The following is a 24,027-nucleotide window of genomic DNA, read 5'->3' as shown; positions in this document are numbered from 1 at the left end:
CATGTGTGTTCCATCACGGTGCTATCCTGTCTCGGGGGGCGAGCCAAGGGCTTGGAGGGGCGGGATGACGACCACTCATGGCGAGGCCCCGGTCTGCCTCGTGACCGGGGCGACCAAGGGAATCGGGCGCGCGACCGCGGCGGGCCTGGCGCGCGCCGGGGCGCACGTCATCGTCGCGGGGCGCAGCCAGGAGCGCACCGCGGACACCGTGCGCCAACTGGCGAGCGCCACCGGGTCGGACCGGCTGGAGGGCGTGGTGGGCGATCTGTCGGTCCAGTCCGAGGTGCGGTCGCTGGCCGCCCAGGTCATGGCCCGGCACGACCGGCTGGACGTGCTGATCAACAACGCGGGGATGGGCGGCACCCACCGCGTGCTCAGCCCCGACTGCGTGGAATCGGTGTGGGCGGTCAACCACCTCGCGCCGTTCCTGCTGACGGGCCTGCTGCTGGACCTGCTGCGCGCCGGGGCGCCCTCACGGGTCGTCACCGTCACCTCCGCGCTCCAGGGGTGCGCCCGGCTCGACCTGGACGACCCGGAGTTCACCCGCCGCCCCTACCGGCCGCTGGCCGCCTACGCGCAGGCCAAGCTGGCCCAGGTGGTGTTCACGCTGGAGCTCGCCGAACGCCTCCGGGGCACCGGCGTCACCGTCAACTGCGTGCATCCGGGCCTCGCCCGGACCGGGATCGCCCGGCAGTTCGGCACGCGCGGCGCGGTGGGGCGCGGCATGCGGCTGCGCGACCTGCTCAGTTCCGGCCCGGACCGGGCCGCCCGCGCCCCGATCCACCTCGCCACCGCGCCCGACCTGGCCGGGGTCACCGGCGAGTACTTCGTGAACCGCAAGCGCGGCACACCCCGGCCGGGGCGGGTCAACCGCGTGGCGCGAGACGTGGGCGCCCGCAGGCGGCTGTGGGACATGTCGGCGGAGATGACCGGGCTGGCGCCCGGGCCGCTGGTGCTCTGGACGCGGTGAGGCGGCAGGCGGACGCGATGAGACGGGCGCGAAAACGCGTTACGCCCGGCGGAAGTTGAGCGTCTCGCCGATGGCCCCGGCCCGCCACAGGTCCTGGCAGGCGTCCGCCATCCGCTCCAGGCCGTCCACCACCGCGCCCCACACGATGCCCGGGACCCAGCCCGCGTCGCCGTTGATCAGCAGATTGTTCCGCTCGTAGAACAGCGCGAGGTCCACCACCGTGGTCCGCCCCCGGTGCTTGGCGCCGCTCTCGTACCCGTAGGAGGCGGTGCCGAGCTGGGTCTCGGTGAAGGTGAAGTAGCACAGGTCGCCGGGGATGGGGGTGATGGTCGGGTTCTCCAGCGGCGGTTCCTCGGGCGCGAAGGGCGGCACCAGGGCGTAGATCTCGTTGCGCGCGTACTTGGCGTGGTAGACGTCGCCGCCGAGCGGCAGGGCGTTCCACACCGCGTCGCACGTGATCGGTGCCCGGTCGGAGAGCAGCCGGGCCGTGCAACTGACCCCGCGCTTGTCGAGCGAGACCGTGATGAACCGGTCGTCGGCCTGTGTCATGAGTTCCCTCCTCGGTGGTACGAACACGCGGCTGTCCACCCTGCCACGCGCCCCCGGCGCGTGCGCCCTACCGGGTCCGACCGGGGAACGGGCCGGTGCAGGCCAGCGCCAGCCGGGCCTGGAGCGCGGCCTGGTCGGCGACGGGGACCGGGCGGGGGCCGAAGTCCGCCTCGAACTCCCGGCACCAGTCGGCCACCAGGTCCTCCAGCGCGGTGCGGGCCTTCGCCGCGTCGGCGCCGCGCGCGTCGCGCAGGGAGCGGACGAGCATCGCCGCCGCGCGCAGCGCGATGCGGCGGGCGGCGATGAGGAGGGCGGCGGCGTTGCCCCGGGTGGCGGCGGGCCGCGTGCCGTCGGCGTACCGGAAGCCGGGGTTGAGCCAGGTCTCCACCACCTTCGGGGAGACGGCCACCAGTTCGGCGACGGCGGGGCGGAAGGGGTCGTCCGACGGCTCCGGCGGCTCGCCCGCCAGGCTCAGCAGGCCGGCCACCTGGGAGATGCGCTCCATCAGGTTCTCGGCGGCCACCGCGACCGCCCGTTCGGGGTCCGGGCAGGGGCGGGGGTCGGCGACGGCCTCGACGGCCCAGGCGGGCGCCTCCAGGATGGCGGTGACCGTGCCGTACCGCGCCGGGTAGAACCACGTCGTGCCGGTGGACAGGCCCGAGGGGTCCCGCTCCCGGGCCCCGTCCGGCGCCGCGCATTCGGGGAGGGTCAGCACTCCGGGGCCCACCGCGTGCCAGTCGATGCCGTCGAACGGCCGCACATCGACCGGAATGGCCAATTCCCCCGCGGTCCGGCGCAGTACGCCCACCAGTCCGGGAATGTGTTTCGACGTCTGGACGAACGCGCCGCCCATCTCGCTGCCATGCAGGGTGAATTGCAGAGCGGGGCGGAGTTCGTCGAGGAGGGCGAGCAGACATTCCGACTCGGGCAGCGGCCGACGCGCTTCTTCGGGCATCGGAAGAAATTCGGGCTGACTCGCGAACAACGGCCGGTAGAAACCGGCGAAGTATTCCCGGATCGCGGGCTGTCGGCCGAGCCATTCCTCGTTCAGCCGGGAGCCGTCCGGATCGAGACAGAGCAGGAAATGCCAGGAGCAGTCGAACTCCCGGCGTACGCGTTCATCGGCGAGCATTTCCGCCAGATGGAGCGAAGTCGCGCCCCCGACCGGCTCGTTGGCATGGGCTCCGGCGACCAGGAGTACGTTGACGGAGCCGTGTCCCACGGAGAGCAGGAGCAGGGGAGCACCGGCGCGGGAGGCGCCCACGCGCCTTAATCGGAATACCTCGGGATGGCGCCGCACCATCCCCCCGGCGACATGAATCAGGTCATCGACCGTTGGATACCCTGTGAAGTTCTGCAACGACACCCTGAATCCAAGTCTGTTGGTAAGATGCGGCGCCGGTCGCGAGTTACGTCCCGACGGAGTTGCTCTCGCCCGTGGTCTCCTTCTTGTCCAGCGGACGTATCTCGATACGAGTCATGCCTCCCCCTTCCATTGGCCTGACGTCTGCTTGCCAGTGTTCGCCCGGCGGGGCAGAGTGTCAAGGGTTGTCCTCGTCAAATGGGGGGAAACTCATGGCAGTTGAACCGTTATGGAAGCCGCGCGTCAAGCCTGAGCACGCGGCATATCGCACGGTGGACGGCAACATCCGTATCGGCAGCGTCGTCTTCGGCATCGGCGCCGAGATCAAGGACCCCGACGGCTGGCTGTGGACCCTGACCTCGGGCGCGGACGGCAGCCGCACCGTGGACGCGCTCGTCCGGCACGTGCTGAGCGGGCATCCCCAGTTGCGGCCCGCCCATGTGCGGGACGCGCTCGACCAACTGGCCGACGCCGGCTTCCTGGAGAACGCGGCGGCCGGCCGTCCGCCCACCCTCTCCCCGCGCGAGGCCGAACGCTACAGCCGGGGCGTTCCGCTGCTGCGCTGGATGGACCTGTCGCCGCGGGCGAGCGCCTGGGAGGCGCAGGCGCGGCTGAAGGAGGCCACCGTCCTGCTGATCGGGCTGGGCGGCGTCGGCGGCGTGGCGGCCCAGGCGCTGGTGGCCTCCGGCGTCGGGCACCTGCACTGCGTGGACTCCGACGTGGTGGCGCTGTCCAACCTCAACCGGCAGGTGCTCTACCGGGAATCGGACCTCGGCGCCGGCAAGGTGCCCGCCGCGCTGGCGCACTTACGGGCGCTGAACTCGGACGTCACCGTCACCGGCGCCGAGACCCGGGTGTCCTCCGCCGACGAGCTGGCCCATCTGCTCGCCGACCCGCCGGCCGGCGCCCCCTACGACGCGCTGCTGCTGTGCGCCGACCAGCCGCCGGACATCCGGCGCTGGGCGAACGCGGTCTGCCGGGCGCGGGGCGTGCCCTGGGTGGACGGCGGCTACCGGGGGCCGCTGATCACCGCCGGCGTCTACAGTCCCGGCCGCGGTGCCTGCTGGGAGTGCCTGCGCGCGGGCGAGTTCGACCGCCGGGACCTGCGGCTGGCGCCCGGCCAGGACGAGTCGCCGGCCTCCCCGCGCATGCCGTGGAACCCGGTCAACGCGGTGACCGCGGGCGTCGCCGGCAGCCTGATGGCGCACGCGGCGCTGGCGCTGCTCACCGGCATCCCGCCGACCGAGCCCGGCTTCCGCTTCGGGCTCAACCTGATGGCGCTGGACGACGTCACCTACTCGCGCTTCCCGCCGCGCGCCGACTGCCCCGTCTGCGGCACCGGGGCCGCCGGATGACCGTGCCCCCGACGCCCCTGGTCGGGCCCCGCTCGCGGGTCCGGCTCCATGACATCGCGATGCGGCCGGACGGCGAGGAGTGGATCGTCGGCCGGATGGCCACCGGCACCTTCGTGGCCGTGCCGGAGATCGGCGCGCGCGCCATCCGCCTGCTGGGCGACGGCGCGCCCGTCGGCGAGGTCAACCGCCGGCTGGCCGCCGAGTGCGGCGACGATCCGGACATCGCCGCGTTCGTCACCGACCTGGTCGCGCTGGAGTTCGTCGCCGAGATCGACGGCCTGCCGGTGCCCACCGCCGAGCCGCCGCGGCCCTCGCTGCCGTGGATCGAGCCGCGGCATGTGGCGTTCGCGCTGCGGCCCGGACCGGCGGTCGCGGTCGGCGCGTTGATCCTGGCCGGCGCGGCCGCCCTGGTGCGGCGGCCCGAACTGGTGCCCGGCCACCGGGATGTGCTGTGGAGTTCGCACGGCAGCCTGGTGCTGCTGACCGTGGCCGCCGCCGGCTGGGCGCTGCTGCTCCTGCACGAGCTGGCGCATCTGGTGACCGCGCGGGCCGCGGGCGTGCCGGCCCGGCTGCGGCTGGGCACCCGGCTGCACTTCCTGGTGATGCAGACGGACATGAGCGGCATCGAGATGTCGCCGCGCCGCCACCGGCTGACCGCGTATCTGGCGGGCATCGCGGTCAACCTCGCCGTCGCGGCCACCGCGATCCTACTGCTGGCCTCCCCGCTGCCGCGCGGCGCGGCGGCGGACGCGCTGGCCGCGCTGATCCCGCTCGCGCTGCTGCCGCTGTCCTTCCAGTTGATGGTCTTCATGCGCACGGACATCTACTTCGTGCTCCAGGACCTCACCGGCTGCCGCAACCTCTTCGGCGACGGCACCGCCTACGCCCGTTACCTGGCGCACCGGGCGGCGCACGCCGCGCGCGGGCGGCGCGGGCCGCCGCCGTCCGACCCCAGCGCGCGCCTGCCCGCCCGGGAGCGGACGGCGGTCCGCTGGTACAGCGCCGTGCTGGTCTCCGGCACGGCGCTGTGCCTGGCGGCGTTCGCGCTGCTGACGCTGCCCGTGGAGGCCGCCCTGCTGGCCACCGCTGGGGAACGCCTCGCCGGGGACGGCATCGCGGCGGCGGTGGACGGGGCGGTGGTGGTGACGCTGCTGGTCGGCGGGCACGCGCTGTGGGCGGTCACCAAGTGGCGGGCGCGGCGGCGGGTTACCGCACCGCGGAGATGAACTGGGCCATGCTCTCGGTGATCCGCGTGCCGCCGTTGCAGCAGGTCTGGTAGGGCCCGTACGTGTGGATGCCGATGGCCATCCAGTCGTCGCCGTACCGGGAGAACACCGGCGAACCGCTCTGCCCGTCGTACGTGTCGATCTCGTAGCGGAGGTTGGTCGCGGTCTCCGACTGGACGCGCCCGCTGTCGCTCCACATGGTGCCGCGCGGCTTGTCGCCGGGGTAGCCGCGCAGGTTGACGCTGTTGCCGACGTGGGTGGCGTCCTGCCAGCGGTAGCCGAACCAGCCGGTGGTGTCGCCGATCGAGCAGTCCAGCTTGACGACGCCCCAGTCCTCGCGCCGGTCGCCGTTGTCCGCCCAGGCGTCGCTGGTCCACACCTCCGAGTAGCCGCAGCCGCCGTACGGGTTCGTCTCGCCGTTCTTGCCCGGGTAGGCGCGGAAGTCCTCGTAGAACGCGGGCGGTTCGCCGGTGCTGCCGGTGTGGACGCAGTGTCCGGCGGTGACCACGGTGTCCGGCGACACCAGGAAGCCGGTGCAGCGCAGCACGCTGGAGGTGAGGTAGACGATGGCCCGGTTGGGCTGGGCGGTGGTGTTGGTGACGCGGGAGCGGTCGTCGGTGCCGATGATCACCATGGGCGAGACGCCGTCGCCCGCCTCCCCCGCCTCCTTGGCGGTGGTGGGGGCCGGCGCGTGGGAGATCCCCGCGCCGGCGTCCGCGAGGTCCCCGGAGCCGGCCGAGGCGGACCATTCCGTGCTGCCCGCGGCGGGCGCGGCCAGGGCGTTCCCCGCGGCGTCGACGCCCACGACCCCGGGCACCCCGTGCTCCTCGGCGCCGGCCGTCCCCGGCAGCGCCAGCGGCACGGACAGCACGGCGAGGGCCAGCGCGGCGATCAGAGTTGACCGGCGGCGCCGCAGTAACGGCAAGCGGTGCATGGAAAGTTGCTCCTTCGGATCGGGTAACGCCCATTACCTGTCCGAAGAAGTCTGCCCGTTCGACCGCCTCCCGGCGCCGGGGTCCCCCGGGGGAGGCGGCCGAACCCGCGCCGGCTCAGGCGCTGAGCAGCCCGCGGTAGCGCTCCACCGTCTGGGCCAGCACCTCGGCGCCGTCCCGCGCCCACAGGACGTCGTTGAAGATCTCCACCTCCACCGGGCCCCGGTAGCCGGCCTCGGCCACGGCCGCGCGGAACCACGCCATGTCCACCGCGCCGTCGCCGAGCTGGCCGCGGCCGTTGAGCACGCCCTCGGGCAGCGGGGTGACCCAGTCGGCGAGCTGGAAGCAGTGGATCCGCCCGCCCGCGCCGGCCCGCCGGATGTCCTCGGCGATCCGGTCGTCCCACCACAGGTGGTAGGTGTCCACCACGATGCCGACCTGCTCGGCCGGGAAGCGTTCGGCCAGGTCGAGGGCCTGCGAGAGGGTGGAGACCACGCACCGGTCCGAGGCGAACATCGGGTGCAGCGGCTCGATCGCCAGCCGCACGCCGCGCTCCGCCGCGTACGGGCCGAGCTCGGCCAGCGCGTCGGCGATCCGCTCCCGGGCCCCGGCCAGGTCGCGGCTGCCGGACGGCAGGCCGCCGGAGACCAGGACCAGGGTGTCGGTGCCCAGCGCCGCGGCCTCCTCGATGGCCGCGCGGTTGTCGGCGAGCGCCGCGGCCCGCTCGGCCGGGTCGATCGCGGTGAAGAAGCCGCCCCGGCACAGCGAGGTGACCGCCAGCCCCGCGTCGGCGACCAGCCGGGCCGCCGCCGCCAGGCCGTACTCGGCCACCGGCTCCCGCCACAGGCCGACGCCCGGCACACCCAGCTCGACACAGCCCTTGACCAGCTCGGGCAGCGAGAGCTGCTTGACGGTCATCTGATTGATCGAGAAACCGGTCAGATCCATCGCTGCCCCGGTCGCCGTTTCGGTCACTGGTCGACTCCATTGATCGCGAGCAGCCGCGCCATGCGCGTCCTGGCCAGCTCGGGGTCCGGGAAGAGGCCCAGCCCGTCCGCCAGTTCATAGGCGCGGGCCAGATGCGGCAGGGAACGCGCCGACTGGAGCCCGCCCACCATCGTGAAGTGGTCCTGGTGCCCGGCCAGCCAGGCCAGCAGGACCACGCCGGTCTTGTAGAAACGCGTCGGCGCCTGGAACAGGTGGCGCGACAGCTCGACGGTCGGGTCGAGCAGCGCGCGGAAGCCGGCGGTGTCCCCGGTGTCCAGCGTGCGCACCGCCGCCGCGGCCAGCGGGCCCAGCGGGTCGAAGATGCCGAGCAGCGCGTGGCTGAAGCCCTGCTCGTCGCCCGCTATCAGCTCGGGGTAGTTGAAGTCGTCGCCCGTGTAGCAGCGCACGCCGCGCGGCAGCCGGCGCCGCAGCTTGATCTCGCGCTGCGCGTCCAGCAGGGACACCTTCACCCCGTCCACCTTGTCGGGGTGCGCGGCGATGATGTCGAGGAACGTGTCGGTGGCCGCGTCCAGGTCCTCGCTGCCCCAGTAGCCGGTCAGCGCGGGGTCGAACATCGGCCCGAGCCAGTGCAGGATCACCGGCTCGGTCGCCTGCCGCAGCAGATGTCCGTAGATCTCCAGGTAGTCCTCGGGGCCGCGGGCGGCGGCGGCCAGCGCGCGGGAGGCCATCAGGATGGCCTGGGCGCCGGTCTCCTCGACGACGGCCAACTGCTCCTCGTAGGCCGCCCGCACCTCGGCGAGGCCGACCGGGCCGGTGAGCTGGTCGGTGCCGACGCCGCAGGCGATGCGCCCGCCGGTGGCGCGCGCCTCGGCGCCCGCGCGGCGGATCAGCTCCGCCGCGCCGGCCCAGTCCAGGCCCATGCCGCGCTGCGCGGTGTCCATGGCCTCGGCGACCCCGAGCCCGTGCGCCCACAGATGGCGGCGGAAGGCGAGCGTGGTGTCCCAGTCGACGGCCGCCGGGCCGTCCGGGTTCGTGTCGGCGAACGGGTCGGCCACGACATGTGCGGCCGAGAAGACGATGCGGGAGGTGAACGGCTCACCCGCGGGCGCGAGTTCGGCGGGCACGGCGCGCGGCTGGTACTCGCGCAACTGCCCGGTCGCGTCGGGAAGGCGGATCACGGCGGTCATGCGGGCCACCCCTTCACAGGCTCAGTTCGGGAACGGACAGCCGGGTGCCCTCGGCGGCGGAGGTGAGGCCCAGCTCGGCGAGCTGCACGCCCCGGGCGCCGGCCAGCAGGTCCCAGGTGTAGGGCTCGTCCAGCACGACGTGGCGCAGGAACAGCTCCCACTGCGCCTTGAACCCGTTGTCGAACTCGCCGTTGTCCGGGACCTCCTGCCACTGCTCGCGGAAGACCTCGGTGGCGGGCAGGTCGGGGTTCCACACCGGCTTGGGCGTGGCGGAGCGGTGCTGGACGCGGCAGTTGCGCAGGCCCGCGACGGCCGAGCCCTCGGTGCCGTCCACCTGGAACTCCACCAGCTCGTCGCGGTTGACGCGCACCGACCAGGAGGAGTTGATCTGCGCGACGATGCCGCCGGCGAGCTGGAAGATGCCGTAGGCGGCGTCGTCGGCGGTGGCCTCGTACGGCTTGCCCTGCTCGTCCCAGCGCTGCGGGATGTGGGTGGCGGTCACGGCCTGCACGGTCTCGACGCGGCCGAACAGCTCGTGCAGCACGTACTCCCAGTGCGGGAACATGTCCACGACGATGCCGCCGCCGTCCTCCGTGCGGTAGTTCCACGAGGGGCGCTGGGCGGCCTGCCAGTCGCCCTCGAACACCCAGTAGCCGAACTCGCCGCGCACCGACAGGATGCGGCCGAAGAAGCCGCCGTCCACCAGCCGCTTGAGCTTGAGCAGCCCCGGCAGGAACAGCTTGTCCTGCACCACGCCGTGCTTGATGCCCGCGTCCTTGGCCTGCCGGGCGAGGGCGAGCGCGCCATCCAGGCCGGTGGCGGTGGGCTTCTCGGTGTAGATGTGCTTCCCGGCGGCGATCGCCTTGGTGATGGCCGCCTCCCGGGCCAGGGTGATCTGGGAGTCGAAGTAGATGTCGATGCTGTCGTCGGCCAGCACCGCGTCCAGGTCGGTCGTCACGGCGGTCGCCGGGTCCAGGCCGTGCCGCTCGGCCAGCGCGCGCAGCGCGTGCTCGCGGCGGCCGACCAGCACCGGCTCCGGCCAGATCACGGTGCCGTCGCCGATGTCCACGCCGCCCTGCTCCCGGATGGCCAGGATCGACCGGACCAGGTGCTGGCGGTAGCCCATGCGCCCGGTCACGCCGTTCATGGCGATCCGGACGGTCTTCTTCGTCGTCATGCCCTTGCCCTCCGAGAAGCTTCAGCCGACTTAGTAAGCGCTTTCTACCCGGGGAGAAGCTAACCTCTCACCAGCGGCTAGGACAAGTGGGAGCAGAGCATGTCAGTCACGCTGGCGGATGTGGCCGCCCGCGCGGGGGTGTCCGCGGCGACGGTTTCCCGCGTTCTCAACGGCAACTATCCGGTGGCCGGCGCCACCCGGCACCGCGTGCTGCGCGCCGTGGAGGAGCTGGAGTACGTCGTCAACGGCCCGGCCAGCGCCCTCGCCGCCGCCACCTCGGACCTCGTCGGGGTACTGGTCAACGACATCGCCGACCCGTTCTTCGGCATCATGGCGGGCGCGGTGCAGTCCGAGATCGGGCCCCCGGCCCAGACGGGCGGCGGCGCCCGGCCCGTGCCGCTGAAGCTCGCGATCGTGTGCAACACGGGCGGCTCCTCGGAGCGCGAGCTCACCTACCTCACGCTGCTGCAGCGCCAGCGGGCCGCCGCCGTGGTGCTCACCGGCGGCGCCGTCGAGGACAGCTCTCACACCGCGGCGCTCGCCACCCGGCTGCGCCGCCTGGAGGCGGCGGGCTCGCGGGTCGTGCTGTGCGGCCGGCCGCCGCTGGCCGCCGGCGAGGAGGGGCCGCACCCGCTGACGGTCACCTTCGACAACCGGGGCGGCGCACGGCGACTGACGGAGCATCTGCTCTCGCTCGGCCACCGCCGGCTCGGCTATCTCGCCGGCCCGGCCAACCGCACCACCACGCGGCACCGGCTGGAGGGGCACCGGGTGGCGATGGCCGCGGCGGGGCTCGCCGACGACGCGGAGCGGCTCACCGTGCACGGCGCCTACGACCGGGCCTCCGGCTATGACGGCGCGCTCGAACTGCTGCGCCGCGAGCCCGGGTTGACCGCCATCCTGGCCGCCAACGACACGGTGGCGCTGGGCGTGTGCGCGGCACTGCGCGACCAGGGGCTGAGCATCCCGGGGGACGTGTCGGTCACCGGGTTCGACGACCTGCCCTTCGCCGTGGACGCGATGCCGGCGCTGACCACGGTCCGGCTGCCGCTCACCGAGGCGGGCGCCCGGGCGGGCCGGCTGGCGCTCGGCCGCGAGGACGCGCCGCCCGGCGGCGTGGCGACGTTCCGCGGCGACCTGATGGTCCGCGACTCGACGGCCCCGCCGCGCACGTCCGGGGGCGCGTAACACCCCGCCGCGCGCCGTCCGGGAGGGCGTGACGCCCCGCCGCGCGTGGTCACCTTGTGAACGGCTTGAGCCTCGCTGGACGGGATCCGGCGGGGCGGTGCACGGTATGGGCACCGTTCGAGCCGCTCAGGAGGACAGGCCTATGCGGGGAACACTGCGGAGAGGAACGGCCGCCGCCGCGGCGGCCGTTGTGGTGTCGGGGGTGCTGGTCTCGGGGGGATCGGTCTCGGCCGCCACGGGTGCCGAGGAGGAGGCGGCGGACGGGCCGCTGCGCATCCTGGTCGCCAATGACGACGGCTATCAGCATCCGTACATCCGCCAGTTGCGGGACGCGCTGACGGCGGCCGGGCACGACGCCGTGATCGTCGCCCCGGCGGACAACCAGTCGGGCCGCGGCACGGGGGCCAACTACTCGCAGGGCTCCACCGTGCGCGCGGAGCAGGCCGAGCCGGGCATCTGGTCGGTCACCGGGACCCCGGGCGACGCGGTCAACTTCGGCCTCCAGCACGCGTTCCCGGGCGAGCGGCCCGATCTGGTGGTCTCGGGCGTCAACCCCGGCGCCAACGTCGGCCAGACGGTCAACCACTCGGGAACGATCGGCGCCACCGTGGCCGCGGTGGACGCCGGGGTGCCCGCCCTGGCGATCAGCCTGGAGCCCGACCTGACCAACCCGGACAACCCGATGCCGACGCTGCCCGAGGCGATCGACTTCACGGTGCGCACCGTGGACCGGCTGGCGGCGACCTCGCGCGGCGGCGCGCTGCTGCCCGCGGGCACCGGGCTCAACATCAACTACCCGGCCACCCCCGACGGCGGCGTCGCGTTCACCAATGTCGGCGTCGCCCGCACCTTCACTTTCGCCTTCGACCCGGACCCCGACGAGTGCCCGACCTGCTACACGACGCGGCTCGGCTTCGACCCGGAGGCGCCGGAGCGCATCCCGGACGCGGACACCACCGCGATCCTCGAGGACGACGTGTCCATCTCCCTTCTCACGACCGACTGGACCGCGGCGGGCTGGGCCGAGACCGCTCCCCCGCCGTCCCGGGGCGAGGTGGAGCGGACCCGGGAGCGGCTGTCCCGCCTGCGTCCCTGACCGGACCTATCACCTTGTGGAACAGGGTGGTCGAGCGCAGATCCCCGGCCGGGTCGGTGGCGAAGCCGGGGATCTCGCCGTGCCGGGTCCAGCCGGCGCCCCGGTAGAGCCGCTCGGCCGGGCTGCCGGTCTCGGTGTCGAGCAGCAGCAGCGTCAACCCGGCGCGGGCGGCGGCCCGTTCGGCCATGGCGAGGAGCGCGCGGGCGATGCCCCGGCCACGGGCGTCGCCGCGCACCATCAGCTTGACGATCTCGGCGCGATGCCGCCCATTGGGCTTGTGGACCGGGGCGAGCCCTATCGTGCCGACCACGCGTCCCGAGCCGCGCGCCACCCACACCAGCAGACGCCCGGCCGCCAGCTCGGCGGCCTGCGACGCCCACCAGGCCACCGCGTCGTCGTGTCCGAACGGCTCGACGAAGCCCAGCGAGGCGCCGCCCCCCACCACGTCCGTCAGCAGCCCGGCCAGCTCGTCGACCTCCGCCAGCAGCGCGTCCGGCGATGCCAGGGGAGAGATGTCCGCGCTCATGGCAGCACCACCACGACCGCGTACCGCACGGCGCCCGGCCCGGGGCAGTGATACCGGGAGGAGCCCCACAGCCGGAACCGCACGCAGTCGCCCCGCTCCAACGCGTGCGTCTCGTCCCCCACCGTGATCTCCACCGCGCCGTCCAGCACCCACACGTGGTGCTCCAGGCCGGGCACCGGCGGCCCCGCGTAGTCGATGACCGCCCCGGGGTCGAGGACGCCCTCGATCACCTCGGCCCGCAGTCCCGCGTGGGGCGGGGACACCGAGCGCCGCGTGAACCCGGCCGCCGGGTCCGTCCACACCGCCTGCGCCCCGGCGCGCACCACGCCCGGCTGCTTCCTCTCCACCTCGCTGAGCAGCCGTGACATCGTGCGCTCGTACACGGTGCACAGCTTGCCCAGCATGGCCGCCGTCGGGCTTATCTCGGCCCGCTCGACCCGGGACAGCGTCGAACGGCTCACCCCGCTGCGGTCCGCCAGCTCCTCCAGCGACCAGCCGCGCTCGCCGCGCAGCTCGGCCAGCCGCTCGGCCAGCCGCGCGTCGATGGACTCGGCCGCCGCCTCCGCCTCTCTCATATTCGGGAGACTATCCCACATTCGGGACGCAGTGGAAGTCCCTTGGCCAAGGCTTTCTTCCCACGTCTCCGTCGAGCGCGGCCGACCGCCCCCGCCGCCATCGCGGTCGCGGGACCGGGCACCCCTGGCTACCGTTGACCGAAGGGGTTCTCGACGGCCCGGGAGGTGCGCGCTGTGACTCCCCTCCACCACGGCGGACAGGGCGGCGTGCTCGCACTGCTGCTGGCCTATCTGGCGCTGATGTCGGTCATCCAGATCTGGATGGGCCACCAGCGGATCATCGGCTGGTCCGGTTTCTCCCTGCTGGCCCCCCTGGTGGCCGGCGCGCTGCTGCCGCTGCGGCACACGGTCGCCGTGGGCGCGCTGACACTGGTCGCCATCGACTTCACCTACGGTTTCGGTATCCCCGAGATCCCCGCGGCCACCCGGCTGGTGGTCATCGTCGCCGCCCTCTGCTCCGCCGCGCTGGGCGTGGCCCTGTGCCGCCACCGCCTCGGCCGGGAGGCGCGCGTCCGCCGCCTCACGATCGCCCGCGAACGGCTCACCCTGCTGCGGGTCGCCAGCCGGCACATCGGCAGCACCCTGGACGTGGACCGCACGGCCCACGAGGTGGCCGACATCGCCGTGCCCGGCTTCGCGGACCTCGTCACCGTGGACCTGTACGAGCAGGTGGTGCGCGGCGAGGAGCCCACCGAGCCGGGGACCGGAGGGTTCGCGCTGCGCCGCGTGGCGCGGCGGTCCGTCGGCGACGACGACTCGGATGCGGCCGGTGGGCTGACGAGCGTCCACGACGCGGGGGCGGAGCCCGCGCGCTTCCTCTCCCGGGGCCGGGCCGCCCGTGCCCGGCTGCTGGGCCCCGAGGACATGGCGGGCTGGCTGGGCGAGACCGCCGAGCGAGCCCACGGCACCGGCCTGCCCTCCGGTATCGCCGTCCCGCTGCGCGCCCGCGGCACCACGCTGGGCCTCGCCGTCTTCATCCGGCATGTGCGCGCCGACCCGTTCGACTCCGACGATCTGCTCCTCGCCGAGGAGATCGGCGCCCAGGCCGCCGTCTGCGTGGACAACGCCCGCCGCTTCACCCACGAGCACCGCGCCTCGCTCGCTCTCCAGCAGAGCCTGCTGCCGCGCCGGCTGCCCGACATCGCCGCCGTCGAGGTGGCCACCCGCTATCTGCCGGCGGACTCCACGGCGGGGGTGGGCGGCGACTGGTTCGACGTCATCAAGCTCTCCGGGGCGCGCGTCGCGCTGGTCGTCGGGGACGTCGTCGGGCACGGCATGCACGCGTCGGCGACCATGGGCCGGCTGCGTTCCGCCGTGCGAACTCTCGCCGACATCGATCTGGCGCCGGACGAACTGCTCACCCATCTCGACGACGTCGTGCTGCGGCTGGGCTCGGAGACCGAGCAGACGGAGCAGGCCGACGGCGACGGCTCCGGCAGCGTGCTGGGCGCCACCTGCCTGTACGCGGTCTACGACCCGGTCAGCCGGGCCTGCACGTTCGCCCGCGCCGGGCACCCCGCGCCGGCCATGGTCGGCCCGGACGGCCGCGTCGAGTTCGTGGACGCCGCGGCCGGGCCCCCGCTGGGCCTGGGCGGGCTCCCCTTCGAGGCCACCGAGCTGACGCTGCCCGAGGACAGCCTCCTCGTCCTGTACACCAACGGCCTGGTCGCCGCCGGCCGCGACATGGAGCGCGGCCTGGCCGACCTGCGGCGGGTCCTGACCCGGCCGGCCCACTCCGTCGAGGTGGTCTGCGACACGGTGCTGAAGACCATGCTCGACGGCGGCCCCACCGACGACATCGCGCTGCTCATCGCCCGCACCCGCGCGCTGGACGCCCGCCACGTCGCCACCTGGGGCATCTCCGACGACCCCACCGCCGTCGCGCACGCCCGCGACCTCGCCGGCCGGCAGCTCTCCGCGTGGGGCGTGCCGGAGGCCGCGTTCACCACGGAGCTGGTCGTCAGCGAACTGGTCACCAACGCCATCCGGCACGCGGGCGGCCCCATCCAGCTCCGCCTCATCCGCGAGCCCGCCGCCCTGATCTGCGAGGTCTCCGACCAGAGCAGCACCTCGCCGCACCTGCGCCGGGCGCGCGTGCTGGACGAGAGCGGCCGGGGCCTGTTCATCGTGTCCCAGTTGACCGAGCGCTGGGGCACCCGGCACGGCCGGATCGGCAAGACGATCTGGGCCGAGCTGTCCCCCTCCCCGGCGCTCGCCCCCTCGGGCTGAGGACCCGCGCCGGGCCGGACAGGGCCTAAGCTCGGCGGCATGTCCGACTCCCCCGCGCCGCTGGCCACCGGTCCGCTGGGCATGCGGCTGCTCGCGTTCGAACGGCTCCCGGAGGACAGCCGGTTCACCGAGGCGCCCGTGGGCTATGTCCTGGTCGCCCTGTGGCACGCCGGGCTGCTGCTCCTCGTCCATGTCCGGCACCGCGACTGCTGGGAGCTGCCGGGCGGCTCCATCGACCCCGTGGGGGTACCTCCCGCTTGCGGGGGAGAAACGCCCCGCCGCGCCGCCGTCCGTGAACTGCGCGAGGAATCAGGCCAGTTGGTCGCACCCGACGACCTCCGCTTCGCCGGGTTCGCCAGGACGGCGCTGCCCGACCGCCGCGTCCTGCGCGGCGCCGTCTACGCCGCCGAGACGGCCGCGCCGACCGCGTTCGCGCCGACCGAGGAGATCACCGGTATCCACTGGTGGAACCTGGAGGACCCCATGCCGCACGGTCAGTTGCAGACCGTGGACGCTTATTTGGCGGCGCTCGCCCGGGTTTAGCGGCTACCGTTCCGCCATGGGCAGACCCGGTGACTTCGGCTACGACCAACGTCCCGACGGCAGCGTGGAGATCACCCACCACGGCCGACGGGCCACCACGCTGCGCGGCGCCCGCGCCGAGGACTTCCTCGCGGAGGTCACGGCCGGCGATCCCCAGCTTGTGATGGCCCGGTGGACGGGCAACTACAAGCGCGGCAACGAGCGCACCGCGCGCGCCCACCCGCGCAACCGACGCTGAACGCGCCCGAGCGCGCCCCCGTCAGCCCGCCGTGCCCCTCGTGCCGCCCGTGCCCCAGAAGTCGATGCTCCGCTCGCCGAGACGCACGCCGTCCGGGGCGCGTTCGGTCCAGTGGCGGCGCAGGACGCGAACGGCCACGCATGTGTTGACCGTGGTGATCTCCGGGTGCACCCCGAGGTCCGTGGTGATGAAGCGGGCCAGGTCCTCCTCGTCGCGGTAGACGCCGTAGTGGATCACCGACGCGGAGCCGGCGACCATCGAGACCATGCGGGCCGAGGGGTGCGGGCCGAGGGTGTCCAGCGCGGCGGGGATCGCGTGCGGGAGCACGGTCAGGGACATCACGGCGTTCAACGGGTAGCCCAGCAGCGTCGGTTCGACCTCGACGCGGGGGCACAGGGCGCCGCACTCCAGCAGCGCCTGGGAGGTGCGGTAGGCCGTGGAGCGGCTGACGCCGAGCTCACGCGCTATGTCGGCGGCGGTGATCCGGCCGTTGGCCGCCATCAGCTCCAGCACGCGCCGCTCCAGCTCCGACAACTGGTCGGGGGAGTCCGGCCCCTCGGCCGTGACGCGGTCGGCGTGCTCGCGCAGCCGCGCGGTCTGCTCGTCGGTGAGCCGGTGCAGCCGCCAGCTCTGGCCCACGGTGGGGGCGCGCAGGACGAGCTGGGACTCGGTGGAGACGATGCCGGGCAGCCCGGGCAGGCGGTTGGTCAGCAGGTCCACGATGTCCGTGCCGAGCAGCGGATAGACGCTGCCGTAGATGTCCGCGTGGCCCGTGGTCAGCATCAGGGTCTGCACCTCGGGCAGTTCGAGAATGCGCCGGGCGACCTCCTGCGAACGGCCCGGGGCGGTCCTGATCCACACCAGACGCGGGTTCTCGGTGGTGATCAGCGGCCAGTCCAGGCGGCCGACCACCCGCACGAGCCCCTCGCCGCGCAGGCGCGCGAGGCGGCGGGCGACGGTGCTGGGCGAGCTGGCCAGGACGTCGGCCAGGGCGTTGACCGGGATCCGGGGGGCGATCTGGAGCGCCGCGACGAGATCGAGGTCGACGTCGTCGAGAAGCCGCTCCTCCGGGCGCCTCGTTGAACGACGCGTGGCGGGCGTGGCGGTGGCCGCTGACATGGCCCCGATCCTAACCGTCTCCGACGACACCCTGTTACCCGAGCGAAACCATCGGTCATGAGTTGGATATTGACTTAATCCATCGCCATGCCTTCTCATGATGGACCAATACGCCACACTGACCGAGAGAGGGGCCGGACGTGGAGACCAAGACGAGCGTGGACCGCCCCACGGGCTCCGTCGCCCTGACGCTGCGGCTGCTGGGCTTCGTCGAGCGCGCGGGCAACAAACTGCCGCACCCCTTCTGGCTCTTCGTGATCCTCAGCGGGGTCCTGCTCGTCCTGAGCTGGGGACTGAGCGGCCTGGGGGTCTCCGCCAAGTCCCCCACGGACGGCGCGACGGTCGAGGTGCAGAGCCTGCTGTCCGACGCCGGCGTGACGATGATGCTCGACGGGATGATCGACAACTACGCGACGTTCCCGCCGCTGGGCGTGGTGCTGGTCGTCATGCTGGGCGTGTCCGTCGCCGACAAGGCCGGGCTGCTCACCGCGATGCTGCGGGCCGCGCTGGCGCGGGTGCCGGTCCGGGCCGTCACGTTCATGATCGCGTTCACCGGCATGGTCGCCCACATCGCCTCGGACGCCGCGTTCGTCGTGATGATCCCGCTGGGCGCGATCGCCTACCGGTCCATCGGCCGCAGCCCCCTGCTGGGCGCGGTGGTCGCGTTCGTCTCCGTCTCCGGTGGGCACGCCGCGAGCCCGCTGGTGACGCCGTCGGACGCCACGCTCGCCGCGCTGACCACGGCGGCGGCGCAGACGATCGACCCGGAGTACACGGTCACGCCGGTCGCCAACTACTACTTCTCCCTCGGCTCGGCCCTCGTCCTCGCGCTCGTCGTCACCGTTGTCGCGGAGACGCTGCTCACCCGCCGGGTGACGATGATGGGCGGCACCGAGGAGGGCGCGGACGGCGACGAGCTGCCGGACCTGTCCCTCGACGACGCCGAACGCCGCGGGCTACGGCACGCCGCCGGCACCGCCCTCGCGCTGGTGGCCGTCATCGCCGCGGCCGCGCTGCCCACCGGTTCGCCGCTGCGCGGCGAGCACGGCGCGGTCATCGACTCCCCGCTCGTGCACAACGTGGCGGTCTTCCTCGCCCTGCTCTTCCTCGCCTCCGGCGTCGCCTACGGGCGCGCGGTGGGCGCGGTTCGCGAGGCCAAGGACATCCCGGACATGATGGCCCAGGGGCTGCGGGAACTGGCCCCGATCCTGGTGCTGTTCTTCGCCATCTCGCAGTTCCTGGCCTACTTCAAGTGGACCGGCATCGGCGAGGTCATGGCCATCAGCGGCGCCGAGCTGCTGGACTCCTCGGGCGTGCCGCTCGCCGTCATCTTCGTCGGCGTCATCCTCGTCGTCAGCCTGATGAACCTGGTGCTCACCAGCGGCTCCGCGATGTGGGCGCTGATCGGGCCGGTGTTCGTGCCCATGCTGATGCTGCTGAACGTCGCGCCCGAGACGACGTGGGCGCTGTTCCGGATCGCCGACTCCTGCACCAACGCCATCACCCCGATGAGCCCGTACTTCGTGCTCTGCCTCGGCTTCGTCCGCCGGTACCGGCCGACGGCGGGCATCGGCACGCTCATGTCGCTGACGCTGCCGGTGGCGCTGGCCATGCTCCTGGTCTGGACCCTGCTCTACCTGGGCTGGTACGCGCTCGGCATACCGTTCGGGCCCGGCGCGCCGGTGCGCTGACCCCCACCGGGAGAGACCTCCGGTGGGACCCCCACCCCGGGGACCGAAACCCCGATGGCCGAAACCCGGAAGACCGGGACCCGGCAGCCCTGAACCCCGATGGCCGAGGAGACGAAGAAGCATGGCCGCACCCGTGCCCGTTCCCGACTACCCGCTGGCCCGCGTCGCGTCCTGGTGCCGCGACCCGCACCGCCTCGACGCGCACCTCGCCGACCTGCGCCGTCTGGTGGAGCGGGAGTCGCCCAGCGACGACAAGCGGCTGCTCGACTCCGCCGCCGACCTGGTCGAGGAGCTGACGGCCGAGCGGCTGGGCCCGCCCAGCCGCGCCGAACGCCACCGCGACCCGGCGCTGGGCGACGTCCTCGTCGCGGAGTACGCGGGCACGCCCGGGGCGGCGGACCGCACGGTCACCGTCGTCGGGCACTACGACACCGTGTGGCCGGCCGGGACCACCGCGCTGCGGCCGTTCAGGGTCGCGGACGGCCGGGCCTGGGGTCCGGGGGTCTTCGACATGAAGGCGGGCCTGACGCAGGGGCTGTGGGCGCTGCGCGCGCTGCGCGAGCTCGAACTGCCCCGGCCCACCGTGCGTTTCGTGTTCAACGGCGACGAGGAGACCGGCAGCGTCGCGTCCCGCCCGCACATCGAACGGGCCACGGACGACGCGGTCGCCACGCTCGTCCTGGAGCCGGGCGGCGTGTGGGGGATCAAGGCGGGCCGCAAGGGCGTCGGCATCTTCACCATCACCGCGACCGGCGTCGAGGCGCACGCGGGCCTGGACCCGGCGAAGGGCGCCAGCGCCGTGCACGGGCTGTCGGACGTCATCCAGGAGCTCGTCGCCGCCGCCGACCCGGAGCGCGGGACCACGGTGAACGTGGGCCGGATCAGCGGCGGCACGGCGCGGAACGTCATCGCGGGCGAGGCGTCCTGCCTGATCGACATCCGCGTCGCCACCCAGGCCGAGACCGACCGGATGGACGGGGTCCTGGCCGGGCTGCGCGCGGCCGACCCGCGGGTCGTCATCGCGCTCGACGGCGAGTGGAACCGGCCGCCGATGCGGCCCGGCGCGGGCGGCCGGCGGCTCTTCGCGCTCGCCGACGAGGTCGCCGCGGCCCTGCGCGGGCCGCTGGCGGAGCTGCACGTCGGCGGCGGCAGCGACGCCAACTTCGTGGCCGCCCTCGGCCGCCCGGTGCTGTGCGGCATGGGGGCCACGGGCGACGGCGCGCACGCGCGGCACGAGCACGTGCTCGTCGACGACATCCCCGACCGCACCGCCCTGACCGCCGGCACGCTGCTGCGGCTGGCGGAGGCGGCGGCCGGCTGACCGGTCCGTCCGCTCAGCCACCCACGGCGGTGGCCGGTTCGCCCGCGTAGGTGCGCCACAGCTCGGCGTACCGGCCGCCGGCCGCGAGGAGTTCGGCGTGCGGGCCGTCCTCCACCACCCGGCCGTGGTCCAGCACGACCACCCGGTCCGCCCGCGCCGCCGTGGTCAGGCGGTGCGCGACGACCAGCGTGGTGCGGCTGCCCGCCAGGCGGTCCGTCGCCCGGTTGACCAGCGCCTCGGTGGCCAGGTCCAGGGCGGCCGTCGCCTCGTCCAGCAGCAGGATGTCGGGCCGCACCAGCTCCGCCCGGGCCAGCGCGATCAACTGCCGCTGCCCCGCGGACAGGTTGCGCCCGCGCTCGCCCACCGGATACCGGTAGCCGCCCGCCAGCGAGGCGATCATGCGGTGCGCGCCCACGGCGCGCGCCGCCGCCTCCACCTCCGCGTCGCTCGCGCCGGGCCGGCCGTAGGCGATCGCGTCGCGCACCGTTCCCTTGAACAGATACGGCTCCTGCGGCACCACGCCCAGCCGGTGCCGGTACCCGGCCAGATCCAGTGCGCGCAGGTCCGTGCCGTCCACCCGCACCGCGCCCGCGGTCGGGTCGTAGAACCGGGCGACCAGCTTCACCAGCGTCGACTTGCCCGCGCCCGTTTCGCCGACGAACGCCACCGTCTGCCCGGCCGGCACCCGCAGCCGCACGCCGGTCAGGGCCTCCTCGCCGTCCCCGTAGGCGAACCGCACGTCGTCGAACTCCACCTCGCCGCGCAGCGTTTCGACCGGCACCGGCCGCTCGGCGGGCGGCGTGGTGACCGGCTCGCGCAGCAGCTCCTGGATGCGGCGCAGCGACACGACCGCCTGCTGGTAGCCGTCGAAGACCTGCGAGAGCTGCTGCACCGGCGCGAAGAACAGCTCGATGTACAGCAGATACGCCACCAGCGCGCCGGCCGTCAGCGTCCCGTCCGACACCCGCCCGGCGCCGACGATCAGCACCCCGGCGGTGGCCAGCGTGGCGAGCAACTGCACGAACGGGAAGTACACGGAGATCAGCCACTGGCCCTGCACGCGCGCCTGGCGGTAGCCGTCCGACCGGGCGGTGAACCGCTCGTAGCCGTCCCGCTCCCGCCGGAACGCCTGCACCATGCGCAACCCGGCCACCGACTCCTGGAGGTCGGCGTTGACACCGCTGACCCGTTCCCGGGCCAGCTCGTAGGCCCGCACGCTGTGCCGCCGGAAGTAGACCGTGCCGACGGCGAGCGGCACCAGGGTGGCGAGGACGACCAGCGCGAGCTGGATGTCGATGGCCAGCAGCACGCCCATGATCCCGAAGAACGTCATGACCGCGACCAGCGCCTGCGTCAGCCCGGTCTGGAGGAACGTGGTCAGCGCGTCCACGTCCGTCGTCATCCGGGTCATCACGCGGCCGGTCAGCTCGCGTTCGTAGTAGTCCAGGCCGAGCCGTTGCAGATGCGCGAAGATCTTGACCCGCAGCGAGTACAGGGCGCGTTCACCGGTGCGGCCCACCGCCCGGATCGCGCCGAACTGGGCGGCCCACTGGGCGAGTACGACGGCGAGCGCGAGCCCCGTCGCGGCCCACACCGCGCCCAGCGCCGACTGCTGCACACCCTCGTCGATGCCGTGCCGGATCAGCACCGGCAGCAGCAGGGAGGCGATGGCGTCGGCGACGACCAGCGCCAGCGCCAGGGCGAGCGGCCCGCCGAGGCCGCCCAGCAGCCGCCGCAGGCCGTAGGCGTCCTCGGCGCGGCCGGCGCGTTCCTCGTCGATGTCCGGGGTGTCGGTGGCCGGCGGCAGCGCCGCGACCTGGGCGAGCAGCTCGGGCGTGGCGCCCGCGGCCTCCTCGTCCGGCTCGCCGTCGGCGGCGCCGGCGGGGGCCCATGCGGCGTCGTCCTCCCCCTCGTCGTCGGCGAGCCCGGCCGGGTCGCGGGCCACGCCGCCCAGCTCGCCCGGGTCGGCCAGCAGCCGCCGGTACAGCCCGCAGCGCGCCACCAGCTCCTCGTGCGTTCCGGTGTCCACCAGCCGCCCGGCGTCCAGCACCGCGATGCGGTCGGCCAGTTGGAGCGTGGACTGGCGGTGCGCGATCAGCAGCGTGGTCCGCCCGGCCATCACCGAACGCAGCGCGTCGTGGATCTCGTGCTCGACGCGGGCGTCCACCGCGGAGGTCGCGTCGTCCAGGATCAGCAGCCGGGGGTCGGTGAGGATGGCCCGGGCCAGGGCGACGCGCTGCCGCTGCCCGCCGGAGAGGGTCAGGCCCTGCTCGCCGACGACCGTGTCGTAGCCGTCGGGCAGCGCGCTGATGAAGTCGTGGGCCTGCGCCGCCCGCGCGGCGGCGACGATCTGCTCCTCGGTGGCCTCCGGGTGCCCGTAGGCCAGGTTGGCGCGGATCGTGTCGGAGAACAGGAAGCTGTCCTCGGGCACCAGCCCGATCGCCGCCCGCAGCGACGCGTACGTCAGGTGCCGCACGTCCTCGCCGCCGACCCGCACCGCGCCGCTGTCCGGGTCGTAGAAGCGCGGCAGCAGCAGGGACACGGTCGACTTGCCGCTCCCGGAGGTGCCCACCACGGCCAGCGTCTCGCCCGGCTCGATCCGCAGCGACAGATCGGTCAGCACGGGCCGGCCGGCGCCGTAGCCGAAGCCGACCCGGTCGAACTCCACGGTGGCCGGGGCGTCGGCGGGCAGCTCGTGCGCGTCGGGGGCCTCGCGGATCTCGGGCTCGGTGTCGATCAGTTCGAGCACGCGCTCCACGCCGGCCCGCGCCTGCTGCCCCATGGTGAGGATGACGGTGAGCATCCGCACCGGGCCGACGAGCTGGGCCAGGTAGGTGGAGAACGCCACGAACGTGCCCAGCGTGATCTGCCCCTCGGTGGCCATCCAGCCGCCGAGCGCCAGCATGCCGACCTGGCCCAGCGAGGGCACGGCCTGGAGCGCCGGGGTGTAACGGGCGGACAGCCGCACGGTCCGCATGCGCGCGGCGAACAGCTTCCGCCCGGCCGCGCGCAGCTTGCCGGTCTCCTGCTCCTCCTGCCCGAAGCCCTTGACGACGCGCACGCCGGTGATCGCGCCGTCGACCACACCCGCGACGGCGGCCGACTCGTTCTGGGCCACCCAGGTGGCGGGGAACAGCCGGGTCCGGCTGAGCCGGGCGACGAACCACAGCCCGGGCGCGACGGCCAGCGCGACCAGTGTGAGCGGCGGCGACAGCGTGACCATGACGACCAGGGAGACCGCGAAGAGCATGAGGTTGCCGATGGTCATCGGCATCATGAAGAGCAGGCCCTGGATGAGCTGGAGATCACTGGTGGCGCGGCCGACGACCTGCCCGGTGCTGAGCTGGTCCTGCCGCCGCCCGTCGAGCCGGGTGATCGTGGCGAACATCTCCGTGCGCAGATCGTGCTGCACGTCGATGCCGAGCCGGCCGCCGTAGTACCGCCGGATGAACGTCAGCGCGTAGACGACGACGGCCGCGGCGACCAGCAGGCCGATCCACAGCGCGAGGCCGCCCTCCTCGCCGATCACCACGTCGTCGATGACGACCTTGATGATCAGCGGCATCAGCGCCATCACGCCCATGCCGACGAGGGAGGAGCCGACGGAGAGCAGCAGGTTCCGCCGATACCGCCAGCAGTAGGCGGTCAGCCGCCGTATCCATCCACCGTCCCGTGCAGCCGTCACCGTCGCGCCTCCCGTGTTGATGTCCGCAGGGCCCAACGCCGACGGCCTGCCGTTTCATCCCATCGCAACACTATGAACAGCATCTTGAACGACAAAGGCGCGCCCGTCT

Annotated in this window: 20 protein-coding genes; 10 read left to right on the top strand and 10 right to left on the bottom strand. The window is 73.7% G+C overall.

All coding sequences use genetic code 11. The features are described 5' to 3' along the window. The first annotated feature begins 64 nt into the window (after window positions 1–64). Complete coding sequence (locus RM590_RS08340) at window positions 65–970, top strand: SDR family NAD(P)-dependent oxidoreductase (RefSeq protein ID WP_311703748.1); 906 nt, start codon at window positions 65–67, stop codon at window positions 968–970. A gap of 39 nt (window positions 971–1,009) precedes the next feature. Here RM590_RS08340 and RM590_RS08335 read toward each other — a convergent pair whose 3' ends face one another. Together RM590_RS08335 and RM590_RS08330 are read right to left on the bottom strand one after the other, a co-directional pair. Continuing rightward, window positions 1,010–1,519: a DUF3830 family protein gene (locus tag RM590_RS08335; RefSeq protein ID WP_311703747.1), complete on the bottom strand. Its 510-nt coding sequence runs from the start codon at window positions 1,517–1,519 to the stop codon at window positions 1,010–1,012. Window positions 1,520–1,586: 67 nt separating this feature from the next. Next, on the bottom strand, window positions 1,587–2,822 hold the full coding sequence (locus RM590_RS08330; RefSeq protein ID WP_311703843.1) for a M14 family zinc carboxypeptidase: 1,236 nt from the start codon (window positions 2,820–2,822) through the stop codon (window positions 1,587–1,589). A gap of 332 nt (window positions 2,823–3,154) precedes the next feature. Between RM590_RS08330 and RM590_RS08325 the strand changes: the two genes are divergently transcribed. Beyond that, window positions 3,155–4,237, top strand: coding sequence for a HesA/MoeB/ThiF family protein (locus RM590_RS08325; protein ID WP_394813822.1), 1,083 nt, complete (start codon window positions 3,155–3,157; stop codon window positions 4,235–4,237). Then, window positions 4,234–5,463, top strand: a complete 1,230-nt coding sequence (locus tag RM590_RS08320; RefSeq protein WP_311703745.1) for a hypothetical protein — start codon at window positions 4,234–4,236, stop codon at window positions 5,461–5,463. Before RM590_RS08325 ends, RM590_RS08320 begins: the two co-directional genes overlap by 4 nt. On the opposite strand, the gene RM590_RS08315 is transcribed toward RM590_RS08320, so the two are convergent. The 4 genes from RM590_RS08315 to RM590_RS08300 form a co-directional block, all read right to left on the bottom strand. Beyond that, on the bottom strand, window positions 5,444–6,397 hold the full coding sequence (locus tag RM590_RS08315; protein WP_311703744.1) for a trypsin-like serine peptidase: 954 nt from the start codon (window positions 6,395–6,397) through the stop codon (window positions 5,444–5,446). The genes RM590_RS08320 and RM590_RS08315 overlap by 20 nt on opposite strands. Window positions 6,398–6,512: 115 nt before the next feature. Then, window positions 6,513–7,343, bottom strand: coding sequence for a sugar phosphate isomerase/epimerase family protein (locus tag RM590_RS08310; protein ID WP_311703842.1), 831 nt, complete (start codon window positions 7,341–7,343; stop codon window positions 6,513–6,515). A 23-nt stretch (window positions 7,344–7,366) separates the two neighbouring features. Continuing rightward, on the bottom strand, window positions 7,367–8,530 hold the full coding sequence (locus RM590_RS08305) for a dihydrodipicolinate synthase family protein (protein WP_311703743.1): 1,164 nt from the start codon (window positions 8,528–8,530) through the stop codon (window positions 7,367–7,369). Between the two features lie 13 nt (window positions 8,531–8,543). After that, window positions 8,544–9,707 (bottom strand): Gfo/Idh/MocA family protein, encoded by a 1,164-nt coding sequence (locus tag RM590_RS08300; protein WP_311703742.1) that lies wholly within the window; start codon window positions 9,705–9,707, stop codon window positions 8,544–8,546. 99 nt (window positions 9,708–9,806) lie between these two features. Here RM590_RS08300 and RM590_RS08295 point away from each other — a divergent pair, with 99 nt between their 5' ends. Together RM590_RS08295 and surE are read left to right on the top strand one after the other, a co-directional pair. Beyond that, window positions 9,807–10,895, top strand: coding sequence for a LacI family DNA-binding transcriptional regulator (locus tag RM590_RS08295; RefSeq protein WP_311703741.1), 1,089 nt, complete (start codon window positions 9,807–9,809; stop codon window positions 10,893–10,895). A 142-nt stretch (window positions 10,896–11,037) separates the two neighbouring features. Next, a complete protein-coding gene (gene surE / locus RM590_RS08290) occupies window positions 11,038–11,991 on the top strand; it encodes a 5'/3'-nucleotidase SurE (protein WP_311703740.1) in 954 nt (317 codons plus the stop codon). Here the strand turns inward: surE and RM590_RS08285 are convergent. Next, a complete protein-coding gene (locus RM590_RS08285) occupies window positions 11,888–12,517 on the bottom strand; it encodes a GNAT family N-acetyltransferase (RefSeq protein ID WP_311703739.1) in 630 nt (209 codons plus the stop codon). The two genes, surE and RM590_RS08285, sit on opposite strands and share 104 nt — an antisense overlap. After that, the gene (locus RM590_RS08280) at window positions 12,514–13,092 is read right to left on the bottom strand and encodes a helix-turn-helix domain-containing protein (RefSeq protein ID WP_311703738.1); all 579 of its coding nucleotides are present in this window, start codon (window positions 13,090–13,092) and stop codon (window positions 12,514–12,516) included. The genes RM590_RS08285 and RM590_RS08280 overlap by 4 nt, the downstream gene beginning before the upstream one ends. A gap of 174 nt (window positions 13,093–13,266) precedes the next feature. On the opposite strand from RM590_RS08280, the gene RM590_RS08275 reads away from it, so the two are divergent. The 3 genes from RM590_RS08275 to RM590_RS08265 are packed head-to-tail and all read left to right on the top strand — an operon-like array spanning window position 13,267 to window position 16,102. Further along, window positions 13,267–15,321 (top strand): ATP-binding SpoIIE family protein phosphatase, encoded by a 2,055-nt coding sequence (locus tag RM590_RS08275; RefSeq protein WP_311703737.1) that lies wholly within the window; start codon window positions 13,267–13,269, stop codon window positions 15,319–15,321. Between the two features lie 39 nt (window positions 15,322–15,360). After that, window positions 15,361–15,864 (top strand): NUDIX hydrolase, encoded by a 504-nt coding sequence (locus tag RM590_RS08270; RefSeq protein ID WP_311703736.1) that lies wholly within the window; start codon window positions 15,361–15,363, stop codon window positions 15,862–15,864. 16 nt (window positions 15,865–15,880) lie between these two features. Beyond that, window positions 15,881–16,102 (top strand): hypothetical protein, encoded by a 222-nt coding sequence (locus RM590_RS08265; RefSeq protein ID WP_311703735.1) that lies wholly within the window; start codon window positions 15,881–15,883, stop codon window positions 16,100–16,102. Window positions 16,103–16,123: 21 nt separating this feature from the next. Here the strand turns inward: RM590_RS08265 and RM590_RS08260 are convergent, their stop codons facing one another. Further along, window positions 16,124–17,221 (bottom strand): Lrp/AsnC family transcriptional regulator, encoded by a 1,098-nt coding sequence (locus tag RM590_RS08260; protein WP_311703734.1) that lies wholly within the window; start codon window positions 17,219–17,221, stop codon window positions 16,124–16,126. A 140-nt stretch (window positions 17,222–17,361) separates the two neighbouring features. Here RM590_RS08260 and RM590_RS08255 point away from each other — a divergent pair, with 140 nt between their 5' ends. Continuing rightward, window positions 17,362–18,912 carry an AbgT family transporter gene (locus RM590_RS08255; protein WP_311703733.1) on the top strand — a complete coding sequence of 517 codons (1,551 nt, stop codon included), beginning with the start codon at window positions 17,362–17,364 and terminating at the stop codon, window positions 18,910–18,912. 121 nt (window positions 18,913–19,033) lie between these two features. Further along, window positions 19,034–20,233: a M20 family metallopeptidase gene (locus RM590_RS08250; protein ID WP_311703732.1), complete on the top strand. Its 1,200-nt coding sequence runs from the start codon at window positions 19,034–19,036 to the stop codon at window positions 20,231–20,233. A 13-nt stretch (window positions 20,234–20,246) separates the two neighbouring features. Here RM590_RS08250 and RM590_RS08245 read toward each other — a convergent pair whose 3' ends face one another. Continuing rightward, entirely contained in the window at window positions 20,247–23,918 is a 3,672-nt protein-coding gene (locus RM590_RS08245; RefSeq protein WP_311703731.1) for an ABC transporter ATP-binding protein, read from the bottom strand. Between the last annotated feature and the right edge of the window lie 109 nt (window positions 23,919–24,027).

Source organism: Streptomyces litchfieldiae (genome assembly GCF_031845365.1).
In the GTDB taxonomy this organism is placed as follows: domain Bacteria; phylum Actinomycetota; class Actinomycetes; order Streptomycetales; family Streptomycetaceae; genus Streptomyces; species Streptomyces litchfieldiae.
Note: the sequence above shows the minus strand (reverse complement) of the source record. Positions and strands in the feature narration are given on the sequence as shown.